At 47.8% G+C, this 22262-nt stretch carries 27 protein-coding genes; 19 read left to right on the top strand and 8 right to left on the bottom strand.

Annotated elements, in window-relative coordinates; translation table 11 throughout:
* Positions 1-209 precede the first annotated feature (209 nt).
* Together FHP88_RS16870 and FHP88_RS16865 are read right to left on the bottom strand one after the other, a co-directional pair.
* Positions 210-929 (bottom strand): glycerophosphodiester phosphodiesterase family protein, encoded by a 720-nt coding sequence (locus tag FHP88_RS16870; RefSeq protein WP_260843353.1) that lies wholly within the window; start codon positions 927-929, stop codon positions 210-212.
* 46 nt (positions 930-975) lie between these two features.
* Positions 976-3060: an EAL domain-containing protein gene (locus tag FHP88_RS16865; RefSeq protein WP_144360270.1), complete on the bottom strand. Its 2085-nt coding sequence runs from the start codon at positions 3058-3060 to the stop codon at positions 976-978.
* Positions 3061-3337: 277 nt separating this feature from the next.
* Between FHP88_RS16865 and FHP88_RS16860 the strand changes: the two genes are divergently transcribed.
* From FHP88_RS16860 to FHP88_RS16845, 4 genes are all read left to right on the top strand, one after another.
* Complete coding sequence (locus FHP88_RS16860; protein WP_186297769.1) at positions 3338-3637, top strand: TusE/DsrC/DsvC family sulfur relay protein; 300 nt, start codon at positions 3338-3340, stop codon at positions 3635-3637.
* Between the two features lie 49 nt (positions 3638-3686).
* On the top strand, positions 3687-4166 hold the full coding sequence (bcp, locus tag FHP88_RS16855; RefSeq protein ID WP_144360269.1) for a thioredoxin-dependent thiol peroxidase: 480 nt from the start codon (positions 3687-3689) through the stop codon (positions 4164-4166).
* 111 nt (positions 4167-4277) lie between these two features.
* Positions 4278-4646, top strand: a complete 369-nt coding sequence (locus FHP88_RS16850; protein WP_144360268.1) for a Spx/MgsR family RNA polymerase-binding regulatory protein — start codon at positions 4278-4280, stop codon at positions 4644-4646.
* A 100-nt stretch (positions 4647-4746) separates the two neighbouring features.
* Positions 4747-5190 carry an EVE domain-containing protein gene (locus FHP88_RS16845; RefSeq protein WP_260843350.1) on the top strand — a complete coding sequence of 148 codons (444 nt, stop codon included), beginning with the start codon at positions 4747-4749 and terminating at the stop codon, positions 5188-5190.
* A gap of 45 nt (positions 5191-5235) precedes the next feature.
* Here FHP88_RS16845 and FHP88_RS19230 read toward each other — a convergent pair whose 3' ends face one another.
* From FHP88_RS19230 to dksA, 3 genes are all read right to left on the bottom strand, one after another.
* Positions 5236-5391: a hypothetical protein gene (locus FHP88_RS19230; RefSeq protein WP_186297768.1), complete on the bottom strand. Its 156-nt coding sequence runs from the start codon at positions 5389-5391 to the stop codon at positions 5236-5238.
* Positions 5392-5545: 154 nt separating this feature from the next.
* Positions 5546-6427 carry a tRNA glutamyl-Q(34) synthetase GluQRS gene (gluQRS, locus tag FHP88_RS16840; protein WP_144360266.1) on the bottom strand — a complete coding sequence of 294 codons (882 nt, stop codon included), beginning with the start codon at positions 6425-6427 and terminating at the stop codon, positions 5546-5548.
* A gap of 69 nt (positions 6428-6496) precedes the next feature.
* Positions 6497-6940, bottom strand: coding sequence for an RNA polymerase-binding protein DksA (gene dksA / locus FHP88_RS16835; protein WP_144360265.1), 444 nt, complete (start codon positions 6938-6940; stop codon positions 6497-6499).
* 191 nt (positions 6941-7131) lie between these two features.
* On the opposite strand from dksA, the gene FHP88_RS16830 reads away from it, so the two are divergent.
* Both FHP88_RS16830 and FHP88_RS16825 read left to right on the top strand, forming a co-directional pair.
* On the top strand, positions 7132-7899 hold the full coding sequence (locus tag FHP88_RS16830) for an HAD family hydrolase (RefSeq protein WP_144360264.1): 768 nt from the start codon (positions 7132-7134) through the stop codon (positions 7897-7899).
* Between the two features lie 75 nt (positions 7900-7974).
* Positions 7975-9129, top strand: a complete 1155-nt coding sequence (locus FHP88_RS16825; protein WP_144360263.1) for a pyridoxal phosphate-dependent aminotransferase — start codon at positions 7975-7977, stop codon at positions 9127-9129.
* On the opposite strand, the gene cysZ is transcribed toward FHP88_RS16825, so the two are convergent.
* Both cysZ and FHP88_RS16815 read right to left on the bottom strand, forming a co-directional pair.
* On the bottom strand, positions 9130-9855 hold the full coding sequence (cysZ, locus tag FHP88_RS16820) for a sulfate transporter CysZ (protein WP_144360262.1): 726 nt from the start codon (positions 9853-9855) through the stop codon (positions 9130-9132). It lies immediately after the preceding gene.
* 59 nt (positions 9856-9914) lie between these two features.
* On the bottom strand, positions 9915-10616 hold the full coding sequence (locus FHP88_RS16815; RefSeq protein WP_144360261.1) for a 4'-phosphopantetheinyl transferase family protein: 702 nt from the start codon (positions 10614-10616) through the stop codon (positions 9915-9917).
* A 113-nt stretch (positions 10617-10729) separates the two neighbouring features.
* Here FHP88_RS16815 and FHP88_RS16810 point away from each other — a divergent pair, with 113 nt between their 5' ends.
* From FHP88_RS16810 to FHP88_RS16770, 9 genes are all read left to right on the top strand, one after another.
* Complete coding sequence (locus FHP88_RS16810) at positions 10730-11383, top strand: glutathione S-transferase family protein (RefSeq protein ID WP_144360260.1); 654 nt, start codon at positions 10730-10732, stop codon at positions 11381-11383.
* Between the two features lie 9 nt (positions 11384-11392).
* Positions 11393-13126, top strand: a complete 1734-nt coding sequence (recJ, locus tag FHP88_RS16805) for a single-stranded-DNA-specific exonuclease RecJ (RefSeq protein ID WP_335341570.1) — start codon at positions 11393-11395, stop codon at positions 13124-13126.
* 2 nt (positions 13127-13128) lie between these two features.
* Positions 13129-13647, top strand: coding sequence for a ribosome biogenesis factor YjgA (yjgA, locus tag FHP88_RS16800; RefSeq protein WP_144360259.1), 519 nt, complete (start codon positions 13129-13131; stop codon positions 13645-13647).
* Positions 13648-13812: 165 nt separating this feature from the next.
* Positions 13813-14187: a succinate dehydrogenase, cytochrome b556 subunit gene (sdhC, locus tag FHP88_RS16795; protein ID WP_144360258.1), complete on the top strand. Its 375-nt coding sequence runs from the start codon at positions 13813-13815 to the stop codon at positions 14185-14187.
* On the top strand, positions 14184-14528 hold the full coding sequence (gene sdhD / locus FHP88_RS16790; RefSeq protein WP_144360257.1) for a succinate dehydrogenase, hydrophobic membrane anchor protein: 345 nt from the start codon (positions 14184-14186) through the stop codon (positions 14526-14528). Before sdhC ends, sdhD begins: the two co-directional genes overlap by 4 nt.
* Positions 14529-14554: 26 nt before the next feature.
* Positions 14555-16318, top strand: a complete 1764-nt coding sequence (gene sdhA / locus FHP88_RS16785; RefSeq protein WP_144360256.1) for a succinate dehydrogenase flavoprotein subunit — start codon at positions 14555-14557, stop codon at positions 16316-16318.
* A gap of 10 nt (positions 16319-16328) precedes the next feature.
* Positions 16329-17021 carry a succinate dehydrogenase iron-sulfur subunit gene (locus FHP88_RS16780; RefSeq protein ID WP_144360255.1) on the top strand — a complete coding sequence of 231 codons (693 nt, stop codon included), beginning with the start codon at positions 16329-16331 and terminating at the stop codon, positions 17019-17021.
* Position 17022: 1 nt separating this feature from the next.
* A complete protein-coding gene (locus tag FHP88_RS16775; protein WP_144360254.1) occupies positions 17023-17295 on the top strand; it encodes a succinate dehydrogenase assembly factor 2 in 273 nt (90 codons plus the stop codon).
* Positions 17296-17329: 34 nt separating this feature from the next.
* Positions 17330-17800, top strand: coding sequence for a protein YgfX (locus FHP88_RS16770; RefSeq protein WP_144360253.1), 471 nt, complete (start codon positions 17330-17332; stop codon positions 17798-17800).
* Here the strand turns inward: FHP88_RS16770 and nadB are convergent.
* The gene (nadB, locus tag FHP88_RS16765) at positions 17751-19382 is read right to left on the bottom strand and encodes an L-aspartate oxidase (protein ID WP_144360252.1); all 1632 of its coding nucleotides are present in this window, start codon (positions 19380-19382) and stop codon (positions 17751-17753) included. The genes FHP88_RS16770 and nadB overlap by 50 nt on opposite strands.
* A 195-nt stretch (positions 19383-19577) precedes the next feature.
* Here nadB and rpoE point away from each other — a divergent pair, with 195 nt between their 5' ends.
* Genes rpoE through FHP88_RS16745 form a run of 4 tightly spaced genes read left to right on the top strand, consistent with a single transcriptional unit; the run spans position 19578 to position 22260 of the window.
* The gene (gene rpoE, locus FHP88_RS16760; protein ID WP_144360251.1) at positions 19578-20153 is read left to right on the top strand and encodes an RNA polymerase sigma factor RpoE; all 576 of its coding nucleotides are present in this window, start codon (positions 19578-19580) and stop codon (positions 20151-20153) included.
* A gap of 42 nt (positions 20154-20195) precedes the next feature.
* Positions 20196-20801, top strand: coding sequence for a sigma-E factor negative regulatory protein (locus tag FHP88_RS16755; protein WP_186297767.1), 606 nt, complete (start codon positions 20196-20198; stop codon positions 20799-20801).
* A gap of 5 nt (positions 20802-20806) precedes the next feature.
* Positions 20807-21772, top strand: a complete 966-nt coding sequence (locus tag FHP88_RS16750) for a MucB/RseB C-terminal domain-containing protein (protein WP_144360249.1) — start codon at positions 20807-20809, stop codon at positions 21770-21772.
* Positions 21773-21783: 11 nt separating this feature from the next.
* Complete coding sequence (locus tag FHP88_RS16745) at positions 21784-22260, top strand: SoxR reducing system RseC family protein (protein WP_144360248.1); 477 nt, start codon at positions 21784-21786, stop codon at positions 22258-22260.
* Positions 22261-22262: the final 2 nt, after the last annotated feature.

The raw sequence follows: 22262 nt of genomic DNA, 5'->3' as shown, positions 1-22262 counted from the left end.
TAACCCACCAAGCGTTGCGCAGCAACACAAGTCGTTTGTTTAAGGTGTGCCTGACGGCACGGCTGGTGGGTTACGGCGCAAACAACGCGCCTAACCCACCCTACATTGGACGCGATTCTGATTAAGTAAGTGCCATTCGGGTCGGAGTCGAATTATCTGGAATTGTGGTATGTAATGCTCCCTTACTTTGATCAAAGTTGACTCCGACCCTAGGACGTCTGGCGATAAATACTGTTTTGGTCAACATATTTTAACAGCAGGCCAATATCACGGGTTTCAATCAGATCAATGCCGAGTTCAGCCCACTGCTCAGCTAAGATTGGGTCAGTGATGTCATAAAGCATCCACTGCCATGGGCCCCGTGTCGGAGGCGTATCGGGCGGTAGCTTTTTATAGTTGCAGATTACGAAAGCAGGGGATAACGTGTGAGCTGCAGCAAGGCTCGCATCGTCATAGTTACGCAATACAAGCCCTAGTTCAATGCCGCTATTTTTATTAGCATATTCCAGTGCATCAAGACTAAACGAGATCAGTACGCACTGTCTTTTTACAGGTTCAAGTTGTATAAGGAGTGGTTTCATTACTGCTTCTAGTCCCCAATGCTGAATACTCTCTTCCTTGATTTCCACCATTGCTCTGGCATCAGGATAGAGAGGAATTTTAATAAGCAGCTCATCAAGTGAAATGACGGGCTCGGGGTGAAACTGTGTACCCAACCTTCCAGGTTCATGAACGCTCAGCGTCATCATTTGATCAGCCGTCAGTCCAAAAGCAGAAAGATTTTCCCCGGCCGTACGTTGAAAATCGGCATCATGTAATAAAATAAAATGACCGGGTGTGGTCATCTGTATATCACATTCAATCCATTTCGCACCGAGTTTAAGTGACGCTTCTAATCCACTCCAGGAATTTTCAGGGTACAACTCCATATAACCCCGATGTGCAACAAAATGATCATGAGATAATGTCATGGTTTTAATCTATTGATTCAAGTGGGTGGACAGGGTGTTTGCTTTGATTCTTGGTGCTGGGTTGGGGATGTCCATAATAGTAGCCCTGCGCATAGTTGATCCCGTATGTTTGCAACAGCAGATTAGTCTCTTCATCTTCCACCATTTCGGCGATAGTTTTCATGCCAAACTGGTTGGCAATACTGGCAATATGTTCAACCATAATTCTATCGCGTCGATCTACAGCAATTTGTCGGATGAAGCTGCCCTCAATTTTAACATAGTCAACTGACAGATATTTAAGATAGAGGAAGGATGAAAAGCCACTGCCGAAATCATCCAGCGCAAAGCCAATGCCATATTCATGGAGTTCATCAATCAGCTGACTCAGTTCTGAAATGCGGGGTAGGGCTTCCCGCTCAGTAATTTCGAAAACAATTTTATTCAGGGGAATTTTTCGTTCCCTGGCAAGCGCCACCATGTCTCGAATGGTTTGTTCACTGGCCAGAGTCCGTGATGCCAGATTAAAGAAGAGTTTAGTCGTTTCCGTTGAATGGCTAGCCAGATAATCCAGGCCTTTTTTGAAAACTGCCGTATCCAGTTCGATCGTCAGTCCCAGCTCTTCTGCGGCATGTATAAAATTATTAGCGGTTAAATAGCAACCGTTCTCCTCAATCCTGGCGAGTACTTCATAGGCATAGAGCCCACCCGGAATGGCGACAATGGGTTGAACAAAAGCGACTATTCGTTCTTCCTCAAGGGCAAGTCGTAACTGTTCGCCTTTCCTGAAGACCTCCATCTCCGCACCTTTTTCACCTTCTCCCAGTACGGCAACGCAGTTTTTACCATTGCGTTTAGCCTTGTACATGGCTACATCCATAGCAATGTTCAGATTTTCAACTTCGTCCCCATTCTGTGGGTAACTGACTACACCAAAACTTGCGCTGATTCTTATTTTGCAATCAGGAAGTTCCAGTGCGGAGTTGGCAAGCGCATGGCGAAGCTTTTCTGCAAAGGCTAAGCCACGCTCAAATTCCGTCTCAGGCAGGAGCATGGCAAATTCATCACCACCCAGGCGGGCAAGCACATCTGTTTTGCGCGTCTGTTGTTGTAACAGGTGGGCCAGTTTTTGCAGTGCCATATCACCGATGGGGTGTCCATAGGTGTCATTAATGTGTTTGAAATTATCCAGATCTATCATGATTAGACAGAATTGCCGGTCATGACGCGAAGCCCTATCAACTTCATAATCAAGGAAAAGCTCGAACTTTCGGCGATTATAGAGATGCGTCAAAGGGTCACGGACCGAGAGTTCTTCAAGTCGATATTGGAAATCCTGAAGCGTACCCAACATCCGGTTAAAATAATCAGTCAGGTGGTGTACCTCCTGGATCCATCCGCCATGACTGACCCGCTTGGAGAGATCGGCGTTGTGGGTGATTTCTCCCATTACTTCGGCCAGACCTTTGATCGGTTTGACTACAAATATTCTAAGTTTAAAAAACAGGCCTGCGAAGATCAGGGCCATGATAAAGATGAAGTAGCCAAGCATTACGTTTACGATCAGAGAAAGTGATATTTTTAGGTTCTCGATCGGATAACGAATATCGATCACACCATTGATATCACCTACTTTGGCTTCCTCATGACATCGCTGACAGACTTCTGTGACTTTGACAGGATAGATGAAACGAATATCCGAATCGTTGGTTTGTAAAATCTCTTCGCCCCTGTTTAACGCCTTCTGTAGTAGGGGGTCTGAGTCTCTAATTTCTGCTTCTCCTGGAATATCTCCAAACTCTCGAATAACGGGTTCACCTCGGTAAGCCATAATCTCCATATTGGGAACGGCCTTATTAAGGCGAGAAATCGTCTCCATAATCTCTTTCTTATTCCAACCATCACTCATGACGGAATAGAGGCTTTGAAATATTAGCTCTGAAGTCTGTCTAGCATCTTCCCGGGAAAGATCTGCTATTGCTTTTTGCTTAATATTGGTCGAGAGAATTAAGATGAAAATCAGGGAAACAGCTAGATAACCAACTGATAACAGTAAGATAAAATGGAGCAGGGGCAAGCCCTTGAAGCTTTTTTTGATACTGCCTGGCATTTATCCTTTCGCCTTTCGTGAACAATAAGACTAATGGGTATGTCTCCCATTGTGTGCTTATAGGCACGATATCCGTAAACAACAATCCGTTTGATGAAGAACTGCTCATATCATGTGATAGCGGAGACTCTTTTTCCACTGTTTTAAACAGCATGGATAGGTGAAATCGGCAAAAAACCGTATTACCTTATAAAAATTAGGGTGTATTTTAATAAGAGATATGTAAAATTGCATAAATCCTTATAAAAATACTAGGTTATTAATTGGAGCGTATGACATGAATATAGAAATCCCACAACGTGATGGTGATGGTTATCTGATCGACATGAACAGCTGGACCCCTGAAATTGGTAGGGCGATGGCGGATGTTGATGGAATTCTGCTGGATGATGAGAAGTGGAATCAGATCTTAAAGGCACGTGAATATTATGAGGAACACGCAGTTGTTCCTCCCATTCGTAAGTTTGCGAAGTACCTTGGAGCGCCCTCTAAAGAGATGTTCAATTTATGGTTAACAGGACCAATGAAGCCTATTACGAAATACGGTGGTCTGCCCAAGCCAACGGGTTGTGTATAATCACTACTCGAGTGTAGGTTAGTAGTCCAGAATCGGTGAATTTTTTCCTATGAATTTTCCTTCCATCAATAAAAAAGCCCCCGGTTTTACACTGTTGAACCAGAATGGAGAGCAGGTTTCACTGAAGGATTTCCTTGGGAAGAATGTAGTGATCTACTTCTATCCCAAGGCGTCCACACCAGGCTGCACGGTGCAGGCTTGTGGTATTCGTGATTCTAGAAAGCGATTTGATGAGCTGAATACGGTAGTGTTGGGAATCAGTCCTGATGTCCCGGGAAAATTGACCAATTTCACGTCAAAGCAAAACCTGAATTTTACTTTACTCTCTGATCCCGATCATAGTGTCGCGGATGCATATGGTGTCTGGGGGCCTAAGAAATTTATGGGCCGTATATATGACGGCATACATCGCATCAGCTTTATCATCGACAAAAAAGGCACACTCAGGCATATCATGGATAAGGTTAAGACCAAGACCCACCATGATGATGTGATCACCTACATTAAGGAAAATTTGTCGGCAGGATGAGATTGTAGTTTATGTTCAGGTAGAACTTATTCTACAGTTGGTGTGCGTCTGTAACACCCGAATACCTCGATTCTTTCTGATTATCTCTGCGTATTTTCAAAGTGAATAATTATGGGTAAATTAAGGGCTTATCTCTATTCGAATTGTGGTACCTGTCGAAAGGCAAAAAAGTATTTTGGCGAACGTCAAATTGACTTTGAAGAGATTGCTATTAGAGAGCAACCACCGTCTTTAATTGAATTGCGACAGATGCTGGATGCGTATCAGGGGGATGTTCGAAAACTCTTTAATACATCTGGCCAGGACTATCGACAGGGTGGCTACAAAGATAAGCTCAATCAGTTGACTCCTGAGCAGGCGCTTAGCGCGTTGGCAGAAAACGGCAACCTGATTAAGCGGCCTTTTGTAATATCTGATACCGTTGCGTTAGTTGGTTTCAATACGGAACAGTGGGACAGTTATTTTGTGCATAATGATTAACACAATAGTGTTTAATCATCTGCTGAAATATCAAAGCCAATCCGTGGTTTATATTTTCTAAATTGGAGTCTTTAATAGCGCTATGAAACGATATTGGCTAATGAAAACTGAGCCGGAAACCTACTCTATAGACGATTTAAAAAGGGATAAAAGTGAGCACTGGGATGGCATAAGAAATTATCAGGCACGCAATTTCATGATGCAGGATATGAGGGTGGGCGATGCGGTTTTATTCTATCACTCTAACTGCAAGGTACCGGGTATCATTGGTCTGGCTAAAGTGAGCAAAGAGGCCTACCCGGATTTTACTGCCTGGGATCCTGAGGCAAAATATTATGACCCAAAATCAACCTCGGATAACCCACGCTGGTTTATGGTAGACGTTGCCTATGTGAAGACGTTTAAAGAGGTAATATCTCTCAGCGGTATGCGAGAGATGCCGGAGCTTGATGGGATGAGATTACTGCAGAAGGGAAACAGATTGTCAATTATGCCCGTGGAAGAGGGGCAATTTAGACACATATGCAAGCTCGCGGGATGCTGATCAACTCCACGATATATCCCCGGATTACACTGTAATCCATGAAATCTATTTGCTGGTATTCACCAAGTCTTTCAGCAGATAGTTACTATAAGCTTCAAGCACTCTTTTCTGAGCGTCGGTACTAGGCGCCTTGGCTTGTGCCATTTTTCTGTTGTACCAACCTAGTAGTCCTTGGGGAAGCGGGTTTTGGGCATTCCTCATGTCGTTTTGTCCTGATACTGTTGAAGCACACTTTGTGCTTATTTGTGCTTATAAGTATAGCTTTGAACCTACTCTATGCATAGAGAGATTATCTTTTGGTTTTGAAGTGAAATGCTACACCAATTAGATAATTTACATGAATAATATTATTTAACTATTTGTTATATTTAATACTGCCTGTGTCCCAGTTATCCATCGCCCAAGTCCAAAATTCCGCAACACTTTCAGGTGACGTCGATGTGTCTATCTGGCCTAGAAAATCCCAGGCGCTCTTTAATGCAGTCATCACCGTTGATCCGGTTACAGGCTGAGAACCGCTCTGCTTACTCAGTTTGGTACCATCCTCGTTGAGCACTAATGGCAAGTGCGTATAGGATGGCGTGGGTAAGTGTAATTGCATCTGGAGATAAATTTGACGCGGGGTGGAGGTAAGTAAGTCGGCTCCCCGTACCACATGAGTAATATTCTGATAGGCATCGTCCATAACCACAGCGAGCTGATACGCGAACAGGCCATCGGCCCGCTTTAAAATAAAGTCGCCAATCTCCTTAGCGATATTCTGTGTCTGGCTACCAGCAAGGCCATCTCTGAACTGAATGGGGTGTTCCGAAGTTTTAATACGCAATGCTTTAGGCGTATTTGATACGCTACTTCCTGGGCTGTATGTTCTACAGGTACCAGGGTAAATTATCCCTTCGATACCACGTTGCCCAATAGCGTTGATTTCACTGCGACTGCAGGTGCACTCATATAGCAGACCATCCCGTGCGAGCTCATGCAGTGCGTCTTGATAGGCATTGAGTCGCTTGCTTTGATAGAGAACTGACTCATCCCACTCAAATCCAAATGTTTCTAATGTTCTGAGTATCTGATCAGCAGCACCCGGTTTTTCACGAGGCGGATCAATATCTTCAATCCGCACCAACCAAGTGCCTTTGTGGTGCTTGGCATCCAGATAGCTACCCATGGCAGCTACCAATGAGCCAAAGTGGAGTGGTCCAGAAGGCGAAGGAGCGAATCTTCCTCGGTAGTTCATCTGTTTGCTAACCGTCCAGTAAAAAGCCGGCAGTGAGCCGGCTTGTGTTAAACAGTATAGCGATAAGTCTTAGCTCATCTGCTTTTCTCTAATCTCATCCAATGTTTTGCAATCAATACAGAGGGAGGCGGTAGGCCTTGCTTCGAGTCGGCGAATACCGATCTCCACGCCGCAGGCCTCGCAGAACCCATAGTCGTGGCTATCGATCAAATTCAGTGTTTCGTCAATCTTCTTAATGAGTTTGCGTTCACGATCCCGTGTGCGCAATTCAAGGCTGAACTCAGATTCCTGGGTAGCCCTATCATTCGGATCCGGAAAGTTGGCTGCTTCATCCTTCATGTGAAGCACGGTACGATCGACCTCTTCCATTAACTCCTTTTTCCACGCCGCAAGGATAGACTTGAAATGAGCTTCCTGTGCCTCATTCATGTACTCCTCACCCTTTTTTTCCTTATATGGCTGAAAGCCAAAAGGCCCTGTGAGATCATTCTGGGGCTTTTTCTTTGCGGTCATTCAATGACTCCTGGAAAACCACTCTAACGAAGTCGGCTATGATAACCAGATTCTTCTGTTTCGGGCAACACTTGGTAATATCCCCCGCTTTTTTTGGGTGTTGCTGATGGCAAACTTGGATAAACTACCCCCTCATATAAACTGTGTATTTAATCTGATAATAATAAAATATCTTTATTTAAGAGGGAGTTATGAGGAAACTAGAGGCGTTGTTATGGGATGTTGATGGCACCCTTGCGGATACCGAACGAGATGGGCATAGAGTGGCCTTTAACCGTGCTTTTTCCGATGCAGGACTTGATTGGCACTGGGATGTTGCACTTTACGGAAAACTCCTAAGTGTAACCGGTGGTAAAGAGCGCATTCGATACTATTTGGATACGTTTAATCAGGTGTGGCAGCGGCCGGTCGATCTGGATGCTTTTATCGCCTCTTTACACAAGCAGAAAAGCCAAATATATGTTGAGCTGATGGCTCAGGGTGATATACCCCTTAGGCCTGGCGTAATTAGGTTGATCAACGAGGCGGCTGCAACGGGTATTCGTTTGGCGATTGCAACCACAACGACTCCAGCAAATGTGGACGCGCTCCTGGAACAGTATTTTGGTTCTGAGGGTCAACAGTTGTTCGAGGTGATTGCTGCGGGTGATGTGGTCGCCAATAAAAAACCGGCCCCAGACATATACCAGTGGGCGCTTGAGCGGCTGGGGTTACCTGCCGATGATTGTGTGGCACTGGAGGATTCACATAACGGCCTGCACGCTGCACTGTCAGCCGGAATTCCTACGGTAGTGATTACGCTCAATGATTATACCGTCCATGAAGATTTTTCCGGGGCAACACTGGTCGTTGATCAGTTGGGAGAACCTGATGCTCCCTGTCAAGTGATACAGGGTGGCGAAAAACTGGCGAGGCTTGTGGATGTCGGTTTGTTAAAGAAGCTGCATGAGTTATCCTGACTTCCGATGGCTTTTGACGCGAAGTTGGCTGGAAGCTAGGGTATCCATCAATAATCCCAAAGAGTGAACTAACCGATGATAGCCAAGCGTATGGCGTCAATTCGTCCCTTCTATGTTATGGAGTTGCTGGCCCGTGCTCGAGCGTTAGAGGGTAGTGGCCGTTCTATCATTCATATGGAGGTGGGTGAACCCGATTTTGAGACCCCGCGACCTATTATTGAAGCTGGGAAGCGGGCGCTCGAAGAGGGATTTACTCACTACACACCCGCAGTGGGCATTCGTGAACTGCGTGAGGCTATTGCCCTGGATTATAAAAAACGGTTTGGTGTAGAAGTGAATCCTGATCGCGTTCTGATTACGCCGGGTTCTTCTGGTGCACTTCAGTTGATTATGGGTACGGTGATTAATCCGGGGCAAGCGGTGATGATGGCTGATCCAGGCTATCCCTGTAACCGCAATTTTGTAAATTTGGTTTCTGGAATACCTGTCGCTGTTCCTGTGGGGCCAGACACAGGTTATCAATTGACTGCTGAGATTATCGAGCGTGAGTGGTCTGAGAATACGCGTGCTGTAATGGTTGCTACGCCTTCAAATCCTACCGGCACTCTCTTGAATAGAGCGCAATTGGAAGCCATCTATCAAGTGGTAAAGGCGCGAGGCGGTGTTTTGATCGTCGACGAGATCTATCAGGGGTTGGTGTATGGTGTTGAACCCTTTACTGCGCTTGAGATTACAGATGATCTGTTCATCATCAACAGCTTCTCCAAATATTATGGTATGACCGGTTGGCGGTTAGGTTGGATGGTCGCCCCTGAACGGTTTATTAATGCGGCTGACAGACTGGCTCAGAATATCTTTCTGGCCGCATCAACACCGGCTCAATATGCTGCATTAGCCGCGTTTGATGCCGAAACCCAGGCGATAGTTGAGGCGCGGCGTGAGGCATTTCGTGAGCGTCGTGATTATCTATTGCCGGCCCTCAATAAACTGGGATTTGAGTTTCCCATCATTCCTGAAGGGGCCTTTTATCTCTATGCCAACTGCCACTCAATCACACAGGATAGCTTTGAGTTCGCGCATCAATTGCTTGAGACAGAGGGCGTTGCTGTAACGCCCGGGCGGGACTTTGGTGACAATCAGCCGGAGCAGTATATTCGCTTTGCCTATACTACAAGCCTGGATAAATTGGCCGAAGGGGTGGCGCGTATTGGGCGTTTTATAGGACGCTGATCAGGCGTTTGCAGTCTCTTCACACCAGAATCGCGTGGCGCCAATAACGGCAGCCGGCATGGCGGCAAAATTGAGTATAGGAATCATCATCAGCAAGGTGATACCGCCGCCAAAGCCGAGTGCAGTCATGCGCCTATTTTTTAATCGTTGATGTTGTGACTGGAATGTCAGACCGTGGTTTCCCATTGGGTAGTCGGTGTATTCAATCGAGAGGAACCAGGCGCTGAACAGTAACCACAGAAAAGGGGCTATCAGATTAATACCCGGGATAACAAATAAAATCAGCAAAGGCACGGCCCGAATCAGAAAATAACCCAATTTTCGGAGTTCGGACATGATTGAAGGTATGATCACCTGACGCAGCTGGCGTCTATCTTCTGGCGGTCTATGGCCTGTGATCATCTCTTCCACTTTTGCCGACAGGATGCTGTTGAAGGGCGCAGCGATCAGGTTGGCTAGCGCAGTAAAGGTATAAAAGGTAATCAACAGTAGGCTTAAGGCAAATAGGGGCCACAATATCCAACGTAGAAAACTGAGCCAGCTACTCTCTGGTAAAAGTGTACTAAGCAGATGATCAAATTGGGCATAACCCAGCCATCCGATGATAATAAACACCACAATATTGATGCCTAAAGGCGCCAGTATGTATTTCCTCAACCCAGGTAGCATAAGCATCTTGAGTCCCTGGATAAGATGGCTGAGGCCGGTGAGAGGTGTGTTTTTCATGGGGTACTTACTGCTCTTGCGGATGATGAAGCTGAAATATCAGGAAATTATAGGTAATTCTATCCTAATTGGCCCAATAGATCAGGTGTGAACTGGAATGTGCACCAGTCATCTGGTTCCGGAAGTAAGCCAACTGTTGCCACGGCAGCACACCAACCTGTCTGCGGTTGGAAGTTCATGCATTGAACCGTGTCAATGAGACTTTCTCGCGTGAAGACGCCGAGGCCTAGTGCCTTTACTCGTGCCTCCAGCTCTGTCCAGTGTAGAAAAAAGGCTTGATCGAATGATTCGTCCTTGAGCAATTCAAGCACCCGCCATAATTTAGCAGGGAAAACCCGTTGCGCAATTTTGCGCAGATTATTGCGTCTTGTTTGCTTTTCTAAATCGATACCCACTTCGCAATCGCAGCTGATTGCAAGGAGGGCCAAATCACCCGCATGCGTAAGGTTGAAATGAAATGATTTGGAGTGATTTAGGAGAGGTTTTCCTTTCGGTCCGTAGTGAAAGCTGACTTTATTCGGTGGTATACCCAAATAAGCCGACAGTATAGCCCTCAGTCCCCCTCTGGCATTGCTGAAGCGGATGCGTTCCTGTGGGCTCAGCATCTGTTGTTTACGAAGCGCCTCATCATGCGCAAGCAGATGGGCAAGATCCATTCCCGGTGTCTCAACAGCAATGCGCCAGATATGGAGTTTACCCGGTTCGGGTGGTTCCAGCGGCAGTGTGGGTGCTAACCAGGTAGAGATGCTCAACATGTTCATACGGAAAACGGTTCACTGTTTTAGATGGGTTGCGCTAAACGGATGCGCTTCGTGATATTCTTCCATGATCATTCCTTACAGTCACATGCTATTTCTCCCAGGGAGTTGTCACCATGAAATTAGAGTTGGTCAGCTTTGCTATCTGTCCTTTTGTTCAGCGTGCAGTCATCACCTTGAAAGAGAAGGGGGTTGATTTTGATATCACCTATATCGATCTTGAAAATCTGCCTGAATGGTTTAGGGAGATCTCCCCATTCGGGAAGGTGCCGCTCTTGAAAGTAGAGGGAGAGGTACTGTTTGAATCAGCCATTATCAATGAATATCTGGATGAGGTTTATCCACCCATGCTTCATCCAGAAAACCCACTCGAAAGAGCGAAGCACAGAGGCTGGATTGAGTTCGGATCTAATTTGCTGTTTGATCAATTCAAGGCTTTGATCGCCCCTGATGAAGATGCTTTTCAACAACAGTGCGAGGTGCTGGGTGGATCGTTTGCCCGCCTGGCGCCAGAAATGGGTGCCGGACCCTATTTTATGGGAGACCGCTTCTCTCTGCTTGACGCAGCCTATGCACCGTTCTTTATGCGCTTTGAAATACTCAAAAAGCATCGCGAAGAGCTCGCTGATTTAATGCCGACCAAATTGGCAGCTTGGGGTAAATCACTTCTGGAGAGGGAATCCGTCAAAGCGTCCGTTGTGGATGATTTTGAAGCGCGTTTTGTTGACTTTGGCAAATCCAAAGGTTCATTTATTCTGGCGAATGCTTGAACTTCGCTAGTGAATAATTTCGAGCGTACCATTGTCCGGCAACATATTCCGGATCAGCGTTCTTCCATGCTTGGGGGATTTTCGCCGCTGTTACAGCGAATCTACCACGCGCGTGGAGTCGCGGCATCAGCTGAGCTCGATTATTCGCTGAATGCACTGATTCCACCGGATCAACTTGGGGGTACCCAAGCAGCAGCCCAACTGCTACATCAGGTAATGACGGAGCAGGGGCGAATACTGATCGTGGCTGATTTTGATGCCGATGGCGCAACCAGTTGTGCGCTGGCTATTCGTTCCCTGCATGCTATGGGCGCTGACAATGTGAATTTCATGGTGCCCAATCGGTTCAATGACGGTTATGGATTGACCCCCGCGATTGCTGAGAAGGCACTGAGCTTCCAACCTGATCTGGTCATCACGGTCGATAATGGCATTTCAAGTATTGAAGGGGTCCGTTTTTTACGGGATGCCGGTGTCGCTGTACTGGTGACTGATCATCATCTTGCGGGGAGTGAATTACCTGATGCCAATGTAATTGTGAACCCGAATAGTCCAGATGAGCCGTTTCCCAGTAAAAATCTGGCCGGTGTGGGTGTGGTTTTTTACGTGATGATCGCTTTACGCTCATACTTGAGAGGGCAGGGCTGGTTTACCAAGCGCGATATTACCGAACCCAATTTGGCGGATTATCTCGATTTAGTGGCGCTGGGAACCGTGGCCGATGTGGTGAAACTCGATCACAATAACCGTATTTTAGTAAAGCAGGGATTGGCCCGTATACGTGCAGGGCGATGTTGTGAGTTAATCGGCTGGATTTTCAAGCTTGCGGGAAAGTCGTTGTCGGCAGCGCGCTCATCTGATCTTGGATTTACTGTTGGACCAAGACTGAATGCGGCGGGGCGTCTGGAAGATATGTCTATCGGTATCGTGGCGTTGCTTAGCGATTCTTCAGATAAGGCCAATGAAACGGCCTATTTGCTTGAAGACTTGAATAGCGCGCGTAAAACGATAGAACTTGAGATGAAACAGCAGGCTGTTGCAGATATCGATTCCTTTCAGCTCGGTGAAGAGATCCCGGCCGGCCTCTGTATCTATCAGGAGCGTTGGCATCAAGGCGTAATCGGTATACTCGCATCACGCATTAAAGAGCGCTACAACAGACCGGTCATAGCATTTGCCGATGCGGACAACGAGACTTTGAAAGGTTCAGCCCGCTCAATCACAGGGGTGCATATCAAAGATGTACTGGAGTCCATCGCGGTCGCCAATCCACAGATTCTAGAGAAGTTTGGAGGTCATGCCATGGCCGCTGGGCTGACCTTGAAAAGGTGTGATTTTGAACTGTTCAGCCGCTACTTTGAGGAAGAGGTTGGCCTGCGATTAAATGGGAAATTGCCAAACGGAGACATCATTACGGATGGCAGTCTGGCACAGCATGCGCCGGATATTGAACTGGCCCAACAACTCAATGAGGCTGGCCCTTGGGGACAGGGATTTCCAGAGCCGCTCTTTGATGACCAGTTTGAAATTATACAGCAGCGGACGGTTGGTGGCACACATGCCAAAATGATGTTGCGCTCAGTGGATACACAAGAAAGTTTTGATGCCATCGCCTTTAACCAGGCTGAACGTTTGCCAGACAACAGTAGGGCAACTATCCATGCCGCTTATCGTCTTGATATCAATGAGTATCAGGGTGTTAGGCGATTACAGTTATTGATTGAGTATTTTCAGGTGATCTGAACATGTCAGACGAGATAGAAGAGTACGAATACGAAGATGACGAGCAATTGATTTCACGCAGTGAGATCAAGCGTCAAATGCATGCCCTGCAAACATTGGCTGGAAGACTGGCTGAGCTGAAGCCTGCGCAATGGGATCAATTCAATTTCTCCGAATCGATGCGCGAGGCATTGCAGGAGACATTACGTATCAAGAGTCATAACGCCTTGCAGCGTCATACCAAGCGTCTGGCCAAGCTGCTCAGCAAAGAAGATACCGAACAGGTTGAGCTGCTTTTTTCACGAATGGATGATCGGGACTTACAAGATACCCAGCGTTTCCACCGTATTGAACAGTGGCGCGATCGATTACTCAATGGAGACGATAAAACTCTCTCGGATCTGTTGGATATTTGTCCTAAAGCAGACCGGCAGCACCTAAGGCAATTAATTCGCACTGGTAAAAAAGAACGTGAACAGGATAAAGCTCCGAGTGCCCAGAGGAAATTATTTAGATATCTCAGAGAGTTAGATCTCGAGTGAAAACTAATTAACAAGATAATTATGGTTAAGTAAATTTAATGACTGTATAAAATATACCCTTTCAAAGCCGGGACAAATCGCTATAATTGGGGGCGGTTCAGTCGGGGATAGATTTCCGCGGACCAAATCCATAGTACATTAGGCTGAGACAACGAGACTATCTGTATGACGACAAAAAACCGGCCTGTCTATCTAGACCTGAAGCAATTCCGATTTCCCATTGCCGCCATTATGTCAGTGGGGCACCGGGCCAGTGGCGTGCTGATGATTCTGGCCATACCCTTCCTTGCATACATCCTTGATCTTTCACTCGCCGGACCAGACGGTTTTGCGGCAGTGAAGACGATTTTGGATAGTCTGTTTATTAAACTGGTTCTGTTCGTCGTTCTCTGGGCGATGCTGCATCACTTGCTGGCAGGCATCCGTTTCCTGCTGATTGATTTTCACATGGGTGTCGAGAAAGAGATCGCAACCAAGTCGGCTCAGGCCGTTATGGTTGCTGCCCCTGTTCTCGCCGTACTGATCGGGCTAATACTATGAGTCGTCAAGCATCCGGACTGCGCGCATGGGCGCTACAACGCATTAGTGCAGCCTATCTAGGCTTGTACCTTATCTATATGCTTGGGCATCTGAGTTTCAATGCACCTGAATCGTTTGAGGCATGGCGAACCTATGTCGCTGACCCGGGTGTCTCTATCGGTATGTTGCTGTTTGTCGTGGCACTACTGATTCATGCCTGGGTGGGTATTCGTGACGTATTGATTGATTATGTCCATCCCATAATGGCCCGAGTGACTTTGCTGAGCCTGTTTGCAATCGGATTTGTCGGTTGTGGACTGTGGTTTGCTAAAGCTATTTTCCTTGCCAGTGTGGCTGCCTGAACCCCACATATTTATAAAGGTTTATCATGACGCTAGCCAGAAGACGTTTTGATGCGCTGATTATCGGTGCCGGTGGTGCCGGTCTCAATGCAGCGCTACAACTAGCCAACGCTAATTTGCGTGTGGCTGTAGTTTCCAAGGTTTTCCCAACCCGCTCTCATACAGTTGCTGCCCAAGGTGGTGTGAATGCCGCACTTGCCAATGTCTTTGAAGACAACTGGCACTGGCATATGTTTGACACCGTTAAAGGTTCAGATTATCTGGGTGACCAGGACGCCATTGAATTTATGTGTCGGGAAGCCATTCCAACGGTTTATGAACTTGAGCACAATGGCGTGCCTTTCTCTCGTCTGGATAATGGCCGCATTTACCAGCGTGCGTTCGGTGGCCAGAGCCAGAATTTTGGTGGCGCTCAAGCTGCACGTACTTGTGCGGCTGCAGATCGTACCGGCCACGCCATTTTGCATACGCTGTATCAGCAAAACATCCGTGCCCGTACACACTTTTTTGATGAGTACTTCGGTGTTGATCTGATTCGTGATGATGATGGCGCTATTCTCGGTGCGCTGACACTGGAGATTGAAACCGGTGAGCCGCTGTTGATTGAAGCAAAAACAACACTGCTTGCAACCGGTGGTTGTGGGCAGGTATTCCGTACTACTTCCAATGCGCATATTAACACCGGGGATGGCATGGCCATGGCCCTGCGTGCAGGCGTGCCACTCATGGATATGGAGTTCTTCCAATTCCATCCGACCGGTATTTCTGGTCGTGGCATGTTGATCACAGAAGGTGTGCGTGGCGAAGGTGGCTATCTGGTCAATAAGGATGGCGAGCGCTTCATGGAGCGTTATGCCCCTAATGCGAAAGATCTGGCCAGCCGTGACGTTGTAGCGCGCGCTATTGTGACCGAGGTTAAAGAGGGCCGTGGTTGTGGACCCAATGCCGATCACGTCCTGCTGAAGGTGGATCATCTTGGCGAAGATATCATTGCCAAGCGTCTGCCAGGTATTCGTGAAAGTTCTCAAATCTTTGCCGGTGTTGACCCTGCCGTTGAACCTATCCCGGTATTCCCAACCGCACACTATGTGATGGGTGGTATTCCAACGGATCGCTTGGGTCATGTAGTGATTCCTTCCAGTGATGGTTCAGAAGAGATCGTTCCAGGGCTGTATGCGGCGGGTGAGTGTGCCTGCGTATCGGTTCATGGTGCTAACCGTCTCGGTGGTAACTCGCTGCTGGATATTCTGGTGTTCGGTCGTGCTGCAGGTCAGCAGATCATTGATCACCTTAAAGACAGTCCAGAGCATCGTCCGATGTCTGATGCGATCATCGAAAAGGCCGTTTCTCGCCTGAGTCGTTGGGAGCAGGAAGGCGAGGGTATCTCTGTGCGTGAATTGCGCGATGAGTTCCGCAAAGTGATGGAAGATCATGCCGGTGTATTCCGTACTGACGAGATCATGTCTGAAGGTGTAGAGAAAGTTAAAGCTGTCCGTGAAAAGCTGAAAGATGTACGTCTGGGTGATCAGAGCAAGGTGTTCAATACGGCGCGTATTGAAGCACTTGAACTGGAAAATCTAATAGATATTGGTATGTCGATCGTACTCTCAGCGCTGGAACGTAAAGAGAGCCGTGGTGCGCACTCGCGTCCAGATTACACGGAACGTGATGATGTTAACTGGCTGAAACACTCTGTCTACTTCCAAGAAGGTGATCGACTCGACTATAAGCCGGTGCAGACCAAACCGCTTACTGTTGAAACCTTCCCGCCGAAGCCACGTGTCTACTGAGGGTTGTTGAATGAAATTTTTTGTTTATCGTTATAATCCCGATGTTGACACTGCGCCGCACATGCAGGAGTACGATGTTGAGGTTACCCGGGGCATGATGCTGCGAGATGCCCTGATGGAAATTAAACGTCAGGATGAGTCATTTGCATTCCGCCACTCCTGTGGTGAAGGCGTCTGTGGCTCTGATGCTGTCAATGCCAATGGCAAGAATATGCTGGGTTGCACCACGCCTGTGGTGGAGCTGAAGGAACCTGTGAATGTGCGCCCACTACCAGGTCGTCCTGTGATCAGGGATCTGGTTGTGGATATGTCCCAGTTCTACCAGCAGTATCGAGCGGTTAAACCTTACCTGATTCACAAAGACCCACTGCCTGAGCAGGAGATCCTACAGTCACCTGAAGACCGGGATAAGCTGGATGGTCTTTATGAATGTATTATGTGTGGCTGCTGTTCCACCTCCTGTCCATCCTTCTGGTGGAATCCTGATAAATTCCACGGACCACAAGCGCTTCTTCAGGCGTGGCGTTTCCTGGCGGATAGCCGCGACCAGGCTACCGAAGAGCGTCTGGATGATTTGGAAGGCCCCTATAAGCTGTTCCGTTGTCACACAATCATGAACTGTGTGGAGTCTTGCCCCAAATCGCTCAACCCCACCAAGGCGATTGGCAAGATCAAGGAATTGATGCTCAAGCACTCCATCTAGGATGGTTGAGTCGGTTCTAGGATCTGATCTACCCCCTCTTGGGCAGCTACGCTGGCAGTGCCGGCGTGGCATGCTCGAGTTGGATTACATACTGATTGGATTTCTGGATCAGCATTATCCTGAACTTCCGGTTGAGGATAAGCATCTGTTTGTGCGGATGCTTGATTTTGAAGATCAACTGCTGCTTGATTGGGTGATGGGAAATGTGGTCCCATCGGATACCAATATCCGCCGCCTGGTTGGGCTTATGCAGAAAGAACTAAAGACCACCTGAGTCAGTCATAATAGGCTTTATCACAAGGAGTGTGATGAACAAGCAACGTCCTTCTCAGCGCATAACACTGCGCCAATCAAAACTACTCATCCGTTATCAACATCTGCTGCATGCAGTGATAGTGCTTTTCTGTATCGCGGGCACCGCTTCAAATCCAATTACTTGGATTGCCGTGACAATAACATTCATCTCATGGACTTGTTTCAGTTTTCTGAGTAAACAGCAGGCATTGATGGAGCAGGAGATCATCTGGGATACGACTGGTGAATGGCAAGTACGTGAAGGCAAGGGAGATTATCAGCACTATCCCGCGCCAAGCAGTTGCTTTAATTCACATTGGCTGACTATTTTGGGTTTTCAGCAATCTATTCTAAAGCGTCATTACCTCCTGCTACTACCGGATAATTGTGATGCCGATGCGTGGCGTAGACTGCGCATCCGACTGAAGCAGGATCTCAGTCGATTGGATTCCCGGATGCCTGATAGTTATCCGGGATCAAGATAGTGGGTCCCTTCTGAAAACGGTCATCTCTTCGCGGAAAATCAATATTGAAATGAAGTCCTCGGCTCTCTTTTCGGTTTTGCGCCGATTGGATGATGAGATAGGCAACCTCTACCAGGTTTCGCAGTTCCAGCAGATCATTGGTAACACGGAAATTACTGTAATACTCCTTGATCTCTTGACGCAGCAGGTTGATGCGACGTTTTGCCCGCTCCAACCGTTTGTTGCTGCGAACGATGCCAACGTAATCCCACATGAAATGACGCAATTCATTCCAGTTGTGTGATACCACCACCTCTTCATCAGAGTCAGTCACGCGACTCTCATCCCAGGCCGAAACCAGCGGCAGGGCAGGCGTTTCTGATAAGCGTTCTGAGATATCTATGGCGGCCTGTTGGGCATAGACCAAGCATTCAAGTAGTGAATTACTGGCCATCCGATTAGCGCCATGCAAACCAGTGTAAGATGTCTCACCGATAGCAAACAGGTTGGGCACATCGGTTCGCGCTTTGTGATCAGTGATAACACCGCCACAGGTGTAATGCGCCGCTGGAACAACTGGAATCGGATCCTGGGTGATATCGATACCAAATTCGAGGCACTTGGCATAGATATTGGGGAAATGCTCGCGAATGAAGTCCGCCGGCTTATGGCTGATATTCAAATATAAACAATCCGCACCAATTCGTTTCATCTCATGGTCGATTGCACGTGCAACAATATCCCGGGGGGCCAGCTCGGCACGCTCGTCGAAGGCGGGCATAAAACGTGTGCCATCGGGGAGTAGCAGTTGTCCACCCTCACCACGAAGGGCCTCAGTAATCAGGAAAGATTTTGCATGTGGGTGATAGAGGCAAGTTGGATGAAACTGGATGAATTCCATGTTAGCCACTCTGCAACCAGCACGCCAAGCCATGGCAATGCCATCGCCTGTTGAGACGTCAGGGTTACTGGTGTAGAGGTACACCTTGCTGGCCCCCCCAGTCGCCAGGACAGTAAATTTGGCTACAAAGGTTGCGACTGAATTGGAGCGTTTATCCAGCACGTATGCCCCCAGACAGGGATTTTCTGGGAGGTTATGTTTCCCGCCCATGATCAGATCAATGGCGTTGTGATTCTCAAAAATATGGATGTTCTTGCGAGATTTGACTTGAGATTCGAGGCGGCTTTCAACCTCTTGGCCTGTCGCATCGGCAGCATGAATCACTCTGCGGTGTGAATGTCCTCCCTCGCGTGTCAGGTGATAACCGCTCCCAGAGGGTGTGTCCCGGGTAAAATCGACCCCTTCATCCAGTAACCATTGAATGTTTTCCGGGCCTTTTTCGACCACCAGTCGCACTGTTTCCTCGTCACACAAACCCGCTCCAGCGTCCAGGGTGTCATCGACATGGGAATCGATGGAGTCTTCGACGTCAAGGACTGCAGAGATCCCCCCTTGGGCGTAATAGGTGTTACCCTCAGTCAGTTCGCGCTTGGCGATGACCGCGATTTGTACCGAATCCGGTAGCCTCAGGGCCAGACTCAAGCCTGCGGCACCGCTGCCGATAATCAGGACATCAAATTGTTTGGGTGTGTTGTGAGTCATGGGGTTTACCCGAATCCTGGCTTGGGGTCATAATTCAATGAGCGAAGGCTGTAATTATCATTGACAGCCTCTGTTGGGGAATCCTATCGTAATTAATGGATTACGAGAACCAGATATTGAGAACTTATCACACAACATGCTGTCAATCAGAATAAGTATTAAGCGGAGCTTGCCACATTCAGGGGATAAGCCCTGATGGGTGAGCGACAACTAGACCAGGAATTGGTCGAACGTGTACAGCGTGGAGATAAGAAAGCCTTTGATCTGCTGGTGCTGAAGTATCAGCAAAAGGTGGCCAATCTCATTTCCAGGTACGTACGGGACCACAGCGAGACGCTTGATGTGACCCAGGAAGCTTTTATCAAGGCCTATAAGGCACTACCCAATTTTAGAGGGGAGAGTGCTTTCTACACCTGGCTCTATCGCATCGCTATTAACACGGCAAAAAATCATCTTGTGGCCATGAAACGCCGGCCGCCCAGTTCTGATATCGATGCGGAAACCGCCGAGCAGCTTGATGTGGGGATGCGACTAAAGGAGTATGCGACCCCAGAAAATCATCTGCTGGAGAGTGAAATTGCTGAGACCGTGAAACAGGCTATCAATGAGTTGCCTGAAGATCTGAGAACCGCTATTACGCTCAGAGAGCTGGAAGGGCTCAGCTACGAGGAAATTGCCCGGGCAATGGATTGTCCAGTCGGCACGGTAAGATCGAGAATCTTTCGTGCCCGCGCAGCCATAGATGCAAGATTGCAGCCGCTTCTTGGCTAGTATTTAAACAGAAGTTATATGTCGACCCGGTCGGATAACAACATGACAGACAATATCAATGAGCAGATCTCAGCACTCTTGGATAATGAGCTAGACCTTACAGAGGCTCGGAACGCCTTGGATTATCTTCAGGGCGATGACTCACTTCGACAACAATGGGACCATTACCACCTTATCGGTGATGCCATGCGAGGCGAAGCGGTCAGGCTATCAGTTGAATCCATTGCCGATAGGGTTCGGGCAAAGCTGGACAATGAAGCGATTGAAAGCTCGAGTGATCATCAACAACCTGTCCCGATCTCACGCAATCCGCGTTATAGAGCTCGCTGGTTAAAGACGGCCGGTGGTGGGCTGTTGGCTGCATCTGTTGCCGCTATTACCGTCATTGCATTTCCTCCAATGTCCGGAACTGTATCAGACGTCAGTCCTCAGCTAGTCGTAGAAAATAGTCTGCCACAAATACAGGCACCTGAAACGCAGGCAGCACCCTATCTCGTACAATCCAGTTCTCGGTGGAAGAATCTCTCCAAACCAAAGGTTGAATCCAAGCTTAACCGTTACCTCATTGACCACAATGAGTATGTAGCGCCGGGCGGTATTGGTGTGATTCCCTATACCAGTTTCGTCAGTTACGACACTGACAGATAAGGCTTATGAGCGTACCACAAATTGTTTTATCCCTGTTGTTAGTGGCAGTGACGCACGGTGGTTTTGCCAGCAATGGTGAAAACGATGTCAAAGGTTGGTTGCAGCGGATGGTTAACGCGGTCCATTCACTCAGTTATGAAGGGACCTTTGTGTTTCTGCATAATGGCCAGTTGGAGAGTATGCGTATTGTGCATTCGGCCGATCAGGGCGGAGAAAAGGAGCGTCTCATCTCTCTGAACGGTGTAGCAAGAGAGGTGTTTCGCGATAATGCCTCGGTAACTTGCATTGCCCCCGATGTAAAATCAGTCTCCATTGGTAAGCGAGTAACGGGTGAGGGCTTTCGGGCTGTTTTTTCAGTAGACATCAGCCAACTTTCAGACCTCTATGATTTTCATCTGCTCGGGGAAGAGCGTGTGGCTGGGCGACCTGCCCGGGTCGTTGCTATTATGCCCCGAGATGGCTACCGCTATGGTTATCGTGTCTATCTTGATATTGAGAATGCACTGCCTCTTAAAACCGACATGCTGACTGTGTCGGGTGAGTCCGTCTCACAATTGATGTTTACTCATCTACAGGTTCATTCCAGCAGTAGGGACATTGCAGAGATTTCACTTGAAGGGAAAGAGTATTATGACTGGGTACAGCAAAAACCCCGTACAGCAGTCAATGCCTCCAATACATCACCCTGGTCATTCAGTGATCTACCCAAAGGCTACATGGTAACACTCCATTCGAAACGAAAAGCGGATCAGCATGATGGCAGCATTGATCACTTTGTCGTATCGGATGGACTTGCATCCCTCTCCGTCTATGTAGAAAAAGCGCTGGATGATGGATTATTAGGTAGTTCTGCCATGGGAACTATCAATGCATACGGTAGTGAGGTAAACGGTTTCAATGTAACGGCTGTTGGAGAAGTACCTGCATTAACGGTCCAACAGATTGCACGGTCTATTAAAATTACCCAATAACTTATAAACCGATGATAGAAGAGACGGCCATTGTAACGGCAACCCAGGGTGAATTTGCGCAGGTTGAAACACAGCGTCAGAGTAGTTGTGGCGGCTGTGAAGCCAAGAGTACTTGCGGTACATCTGCACTTGCCAAGGTGTTTGGCAATCGACGCAATTTGGTCGAAGTATTAAATCCTATTGGTGCTGTGACGGGCGACCGCGTGGTTGTTGGTCTGGATGAGTCGGCGCTGACTCGTGCCTCATTCCTGTTTTATATCCTGCCGCTTTTTACCTTGTTAACGGGTGCATTGCTGGGTCAGTGGTTGGGAGAGATATTCAATTTTAAATCGACGGAACCACTCTCGATCATTTGCGGTCTACTGGGTCTGTTGGGTGGACTATACTGGTTGCGCGGGTTTGCCAGCAGGAACAGACGCAACAGTTCTTTGCAGGCGGTAATACTCCGACATGCCAACAGAGTCCAGATCATCAACGGAATCGATTAGAA

Origin of the sequence: Sedimenticola selenatireducens, from assembly GCF_007625115.1 — a bacterium.
GTDB lineage: Bacteria > Pseudomonadota > Gammaproteobacteria > Chromatiales > Chromatiaceae > Sedimenticola > Sedimenticola selenatireducens_A.
Note: the sequence above shows the minus strand (reverse complement) of the source record. Positions and strands in the feature narration are given on the sequence as shown.